Below are 6,623 nucleotides of genomic sequence, written 5' to 3' on the forward strand. Positions count from 1 at the left end.
TTTTTGCACCTCCCTAAATCGATGCCGGTCAGTCAACATACGCGTCCAAGAAGCAGACGCCGGAGCGAATTTATCACCTACTGATCTAGCCGACGATGGAAGAGTTTGATTTAGCCCAATTGGCCCAGTACTTACACATTACACCTGCAAAGGTGGAGAAGATGGCGATCCGCGGTCGCTTGCCGGGGCGAAAAGTGGCTGGACAGTGGCGCTTCAATGAAGCGGAGATTCACCACTGGCTGGAAGACCAAATCGGGGCCAGCGATGACAGTGTCGAATTGGAACGCGTCCAACGTGTCGTCGATCGCATGACCGATGAAACGAACGATCGTGAGCTCCACGAGTTGTGCACGGTCGACACGATCGAGATCCCCTTGCGGGCCCGGACGCGGGGCTCGGTGATTCGGTCGATGTGTGATTTGGTCGCCGCGTCGGGGTTGATGTGGGATGCGCCGGCGATGGCGGAAGCGGTCAAGAGCCGTGAACAAATGCATCCTACGGCGTTGGACTGCGGTGTCGCCCTGCTGCACCCCCGGCGCCCCCAAACCTCGATTCTGGCCGATACCGTCGTCGGTCTGGCGATCAGCCAAGCTCCCCTGCCCTTTTCCGATTCCGGTCACATGACCGACGTCTTTTTCCTGATCTGCTCTTACGACGATTCGGCGCACCTTCGTACCCTGGCAAAGATTAGCCGACTGATCGCGATGGAATCGTTTCTGGACCGGTTGCGGGCTTGTGAAAACCCGGGCGAAGCATGGCACTGTCTTCAAGAGGCGGATGTTTTGTTGTCGGCATAACGCGGCAAAAGGACTTCAGGGTGGGATGATGTCGATGCAATTGGTCGATCACGGCGGTGCGATGGATCATGGGACATTGCTGTGGATCGGCGATCGCGATGCGGACGCGTTCTGTGATGCGTATGACTTTTGTGAGTCACATGTGTCGCAATTGGCGTATCGCGTTGATTTGAAAACGGCGTTGTTGCGTCCGGCTTCGGCGGTGCGGACGATCCTGTGTTGCCGTGACAATGATTCGGCCGAATCGATCGAGTTGTTTCAAACACTTTGTCGGTTGCACACCGATGCCAAGGCGTTCTTGTTGCTCGGACCGCTGTGTGCCGGTGCGCGTCCCGCACCGAGTGATCTGTTTGACGTGCCAACGATCACGTGGCACCAGTGGGAATCGTTTTTGCCGGGGTACCTGCGTCGCTGTGGTTGGGCGAACCAGCCGAGTGCCGCGCCGGAAAGTATCGCGGTGGTCGCGTCGTCCTATGCCAACGCGTCGGCGCTGTTGTCAATTGCCTCGTCCGGTCGAGCGTCGGCGCTGTGGTGTCGCCCCGACCAGCTGGCCACGCTGCGTCATTTTGATGAAGTCTGGTGGGATGATTCGGCAACCCAGGGCGAGTGTTGGGACGACCTGATGAATCGGCTGGCCGATCCGGATTGCCAGCACGTGTGGATCAGCGGAAACGTCACGCCGAAAACGAAGTTCGCGGCACGGCAGGCCGGGGTGGATCTGGTGATCGCCAAACCGGGCGACTTCACGCTCTTGATTGATCGAGTCGCCGGCGGCAGCGGAATCCGGCAGCGCCGTGCCGCGTAGCTGGACAACGCCACCTCGACGTAGCTACGCTCGATGCGAGCGTGGAAGATGCCGGGGAGCCACCTTCTGGCGAAGGTCGCTACACTTGACGGCGTTTCACTCGGCCAGCGGAGACGCTTGGGGAGTTTCAGCCGGGACGACAAACCCCGGCTGTCCGATGATGGGGCGTCCATCGACGGGTGCCGGACGTGAGGCGGGTTGGCGAGGCTGGTGATTGATGCGGATCTCGTCGATTTCCTCGATGTGCCGTCGGAAGACTTGAATCAAGTTGGGATCCCAAAACGTTCCGGCGCCTTCGTTCAAGATGCCCGTCGCGCGGTCGATCGACATGCCTTTGCGGTAGGGGCGATCGCTGGTCATCGCATCAAAGGCGTCACAGACGGCCAGGATCCGACCGTCGATCGGGATGTTCTCTCCGGCCAATTGATCGGGGTAGCCTTCACCGTTCCAGTGTTCGTGATGGTACAGCACGCCCGGCAGGATGTCTTGCAGGGCTTCGAGTTCCTGCAGAATGCGCCAGCCCGAATCGGTGTGCGTTTCGATGATGGCCCGTTCTTCGTCGTTCAGCCGATTGGGTTTTTGCAGCACGCCGTCGGGGATGGCGATTTTGCCGACATCGTGCAACAGTCCGGTCAAATAAATCCGTTCGCATTCGGCGGTCGTGAATCCGATTTTGGATGCCAGGTACCGGGCGAAGCTGGCGACGCGTTCGCTGTGCCCGCAGGTGTACGGGTCGCGTGCTTCGACGGCATTGACGAGTGCCCGGATGACGTCGGTAAAAAGTTCTTCTTTCTGACGCAGCAAACGGATGTTGTTCAACTGGGCGGCCAACTGATTGGTCGCCGTCTCCATCAACGAGGCTTGGACGGTGGTGAACCCGAGCTGGGCCCAGGGCACATCGTCGATGTCATCTTTGACGCGATTGCAGGCCATCACCCAGCCGTGCAGTCGTCCTTCGCTGGAGCACTCGACCACGATGTATTCATCCAGCCCTGCTACACCGCAGTGACCATCGCCGACGTTGCGATTGCGGACGACCGGTTGCAAACGCAACTCCTCGCGATGGGTGTCGATCAATTCAAAGATCGACGGATCGGGGATCAGTCCTGATCCGGTCCACAAGGGGCTGCGTTTCTGTGTTCCCGAATCGTCCACCAAAATGGCGGCGATCGACACCGCACCGACGCCGCTGACCAGCGGCATCAGGGACGCGAGCACAAACTCGTCGGTGTCTTCTTCGGTCTGCGGCAATTCCAAGCTGGACGCGAGCGCGCGGATCAGCGACAGTTCCTCGAAATCCTGCATGACCTGGTTGGTCAACGAGTCGACTTCGGCCAGCAACTGTTTACTTTCGTTGCGTGCGATTTCCAGTTCCAACAGCGTCGTCGCGTGACGTCCGATGCGGTCGGCTTGATCGGTCGGGGCCGACCAGACGGCGACCCCGCCGGCGGGTAGCGCGAGGGCTTGGCGGACGGTGGACGAACCGGTGGTGATTTCGGTGTGCACGCGGTGCGGATCGGCGGTCGCTTGCACGACCAACGGATGGCCCCCTTGCCGCGCTTCGACGACGGTGACGGACAGCCCGATCCCTTCGGCCAAAATGTGTGCCAGTGAACCGTCCAGTGTGCCTTGGTCGTAAGTGCAGACCTTGACGGCGGCGGTCGAGCCATCGTCGGTCGTTTCATGAATCGTTCCGTTTGCCCCAGCCGACCAACTCATGCCTCTGCTCCCGGTAAGCCTGTTGACGGTGCTCCGGTCAGCGGGGTGGAGCCGACCGGGGCGGGTGGACTGGTTGCCCCGGTCGCCTGTTGCTCGATCGCATCGGAGACCGCCGACACGACCGTTCCGGGGCTGAACGGTTTGCCGAACACCGTGTGGATGTTTAGTTTGACCACGCGGGGGTCGCGTGATAATTCCAGCTGCCGTCCGGTGACCAGGAAGCAGGGCAGCGTTGCGTCCATTTCGCGGACCCGTTCGATCAATTCGATTCCCGACATGATCGGCATCTCGTGATCGCTGACGACCGCCGCGACTTGGGTGTCACAAAAGGTTTTCCAGGCCTCGCCGCCGTTGCCACAGGTGATCGGTTCGAATCCGCTGGATTTGAACTTGAATGACAACACGCGGGCCAATCCGGGGTTGTCTTCGGCGACAAGGATTTTTCGGTTTTTATTGGGCATTTCGATTCGCTGGATCAATGTCTAAACGGTGGTTGCGGCAACGTCGGCGGGAACCGGCGCATCACCGGTTGCATCGGCGTCTTCGGACGCTTCGTCTTGGACGACCTTGCAAAATTTGTCGACCAATTCCGGATCGTGAATGCCTTGCTTGGCGCGGTGTCGCAGAATCTCGATCGCTTCGGCTTGCGATTTGGCGCGTCGGAACGGTCGATCATTGGTCAGGGCGCTGTAGACGTCGACGATCCCGACGATCTGTGCTTTGAGCGGAATCTCATTGCCCCGTAACCCGTCCGGATAACCGGTGCCGTCGAAGTGTTCTTTGTGGTGGCGGATGATGGGCAACACGGGCGCCAACGGTTTCAGCGGCGCGCAGATATCACAGCCGACCCGAGGATGCTGGTGAAACAACGCCCGCTCGCGTGGCGTCAGCGGTCCCGTTTTCTCGAGGATCGAATCAGGGATCGCGATCTTGCCGACGTTGTGCAGGATGGCCCCGTAGCGGAGCATTTTCAGTTCCGCGGCATCGAGTCCGAGGGCTTTCCCGAACGCGACGGCGAAGTTGGCGGCTTGCTCGACGTGGCCGCTGCTGTAACCGTCTTTGCTGGCCACGGCACGGGCCAGCGACAGCGCGACGCTTTCGGCACCGATCAATTCGGCGTTGCCTTTATGCAACCGCGTGATCGATCGCAACCGGACGGTCAGCTCGCCGCGGTTGATCGGTTTGCTCAAAAACTCGTCGGCGCCGGCTTGGACCGCTTCGTTGATTTCTTCGTTGGACCCGGTGGTCGTCAACATCACGATCGGAATGGTCCGGTATTGCATGTCGCTTTTCAGTTCGCGACAGACCATCAAGCCGTCCATGCCGCCGCTCAATCCGGCGTCCAACAGGATCGCATGCGGTTCCGGCGTGGCGGTCGCGATGGCGTACGCGTCGGGACCGTTGGTCGCTTCGATGATCTCGTAGGATTCGCCGGCCAGCCCCATCCGCAACAGCTTGCGGATCGTGGCGTTGCCGTCGGCGACCAATACCCTCATCTTGCGCTCGGCATCGACGGCCGCCTGCGAAAACGACTCTGCGAATCCGGTAGCGAATCCGTTGTTCAGCTCAGTGCTTGGCATGGTGATCGACCCTTCGGTTCCCCGTACTGGTTCAAATGGTGCTCAGCGCAAGTGGTGTATTGGGCGAGTGATGGTTTGGGCAAGTGGTAAGTGGAAATGGGTTTAGACGGCGGCCAAGTCAAGTTTCATCACCGCATCTTCGGGCCGCAGCGTTCGTTCGACTGCCGGTTCATCACTCATTTCCGCCTCGCGTGGCAAACGGATGGTGAACATGGTTCCGGTGTCGACAACGCTTTCCACGTCGATGGTCCCGCCGTGCAGTTCGGTCAGGTGTTTGATGATCGCCAAGCCCAGGCCGGTGCCGATGCCTTGGTCTGCGATGGCAGCTTGGTAATAGGGCTCGAACAGGTGTTCCATGTGTTCGGGGGCGATGCCGCGACCGGTGTCACGCACGCTGATGCGGAACATGTGCTTTTCATCGGGCCGGATCTGCACGATCACGCTGCCGCCGTTGGAGTTGTATTTGATGGCGTTGGAGAGCAGGTTCAATAAGATTTGTCGCAGCCGCAGCGGGTCGGCGACCACTTCGTCCAGTTCCGCGTCGACCTGGGCGGTGACCGAGATCTCTTCGTCTTTGGCTCGAACGCTGACCATCGAAACACACTGGTCGACCAATTCGGCCAGTGCGACCGGTTGCGGCGCCAATCGGATCATGCCCGCCTCGGCCTTGGCGTAGTCCAGAATGTCGTTGACCAGTGCCAACAGGTGTTGTGCGGAGTCGTCGATGTCTTGAACGAACTCGCGTTGCGATTCGTTTAGATCGCCCGTGCTGCCGTCCAGCAAGGTTTCGCTGATGGCGGTGATCGTCGAAAGCGGTGTGCGGACCTCGTGCGAAGTTTGCCGCAGCGCTTGGGCGCGCATCGCAACGAGTTGTTCCTGGATCTGGTTTTCCAACGCCCGCTGTTTTTCTTCGCGCTGAAGCCGGTAACTTGCCAAGAGGACTCGCACCGTCAGATACAGCACCGCACCGAGTGCCGCCATATCGCGGACCGCATCAAAGATCGGACTCCACGTCGTCGGTTGCGCGGCGTAATAGAGCTGCGCGAACATGGTTGCGGTGACGACGGCAACGATCGCGCTGGCCAAACCCAACGCGCGACGGCGCACCAGCGCATAGGCCGATCCGACAGCCGCCAGGTAGTACAGAATCAGCACGAAACGATCTTCGAACGCGATCTGGTGCATCAAGACGAGAAAACCGACGGCCCCGCCGAAAATCAAGCTGTCAGGGCCGAACGTTCGAGAGAGTTTCTGTTTCAACGCGTGCATAGTGGTGTGCTCCGACGGTTGGAATCGCCCCACCAGGGCGGTTTTCGTCATCGAACACTACGTTGCACTTTTCATCGAATCTTCGGATTCCGACTTTGCGTCGGTATCAGCCCCCCCGCACACCATGGATATTGGGGCCGTGCCGGTTGTTCATCTCGCGCGGCTTTTGCCGGTCGCGCAACCGTTTCCACGCGGATGTCGTCGATCCGATCACCGCGCTCGGGTCACTGCTTTCGGGGGACATCCCTCGCCGTCGGCAAGTCTAGATGCCGGGTCACGGAATTCGTCGACTCGCCGTCAGAGGACGCCTCATCGGACGATGTCGGGACCGGCACCAAGATCAGCCGTACCGGCGTCTCGCGGTCGGGGATCTTGGATTCAAACGGGACGAATCGCAGCGAGTCGGTATCGGCGCTGCTGGGGATCGCCACGTCCAGCATCGCGCTGGAAAAA

At 60.1% G+C, this 6,623-nt stretch carries 6 protein-coding genes and 1 pseudogene; 2 read left to right on the plus strand and 5 right to left on the minus strand.

Going from position 1 to position 6,623, the window contains the following annotated elements:
• Positions 1–95: 95 nt before the first annotated feature.
• Complete coding sequence (locus tag Mal15_RS04060) at positions 96–797, plus strand: PTS sugar transporter subunit IIA (protein ID WP_147866583.1); 702 nt, start codon at positions 96–98, stop codon at positions 795–797.
• A gap of 28 nt (positions 798–825) precedes the next feature.
• Positions 826–1,602 carry a hypothetical protein gene (locus Mal15_RS04065; RefSeq protein WP_147866584.1) on the plus strand — a complete coding sequence of 259 codons (777 nt, stop codon included), beginning with the start codon at positions 826–828 and terminating at the stop codon, positions 1,600–1,602.
• 96 nt (positions 1,603–1,698) lie between these two features.
• Here Mal15_RS04065 and Mal15_RS04070 read toward each other — a convergent pair whose 3' ends face one another.
• The 5 genes and pseudogenes from Mal15_RS04070 to Mal15_RS04090 all read right to left on the minus strand — a co-directional run.
• Positions 1,699–3,321 carry an HD-GYP domain-containing protein gene (locus tag Mal15_RS04070; RefSeq protein ID WP_147866585.1) on the minus strand — a complete coding sequence of 541 codons (1,623 nt, stop codon included), beginning with the start codon at positions 3,319–3,321 and terminating at the stop codon, positions 1,699–1,701.
• Positions 3,318–3,782, minus strand: coding sequence for a response regulator (locus Mal15_RS04075; protein ID WP_147866586.1), 465 nt, complete (start codon positions 3,780–3,782; stop codon positions 3,318–3,320). Before Mal15_RS04075 ends, Mal15_RS04070 begins: the two co-directional genes overlap by 4 nt.
• 21 nt (positions 3,783–3,803) lie before the next feature.
• Positions 3,804–4,901: a response regulator gene (locus Mal15_RS04080; RefSeq protein ID WP_147866587.1), complete on the minus strand. Its 1,098-nt coding sequence runs from the start codon at positions 4,899–4,901 to the stop codon at positions 3,804–3,806.
• Positions 4,902–5,003: 102 nt separating this feature from the next.
• The gene (locus Mal15_RS04085; protein ID WP_147866588.1) at positions 5,004–6,221 is read right to left on the minus strand and encodes a sensor histidine kinase; all 1,218 of its coding nucleotides are present in this window, start codon (positions 6,219–6,221) and stop codon (positions 5,004–5,006) included.
• A gap of 173 nt (positions 6,222–6,394) precedes the next feature.
• Positions 6,395–6,623: pseudogene (locus Mal15_RS04090) on the minus strand (hypothetical protein); the annotation flags it as partial.

The organism is Stieleria maiorica (genome assembly GCF_008035925.1).
Lineage (GTDB): Bacteria > Planctomycetota > Planctomycetia > Pirellulales > Pirellulaceae > Stieleria > Stieleria maiorica.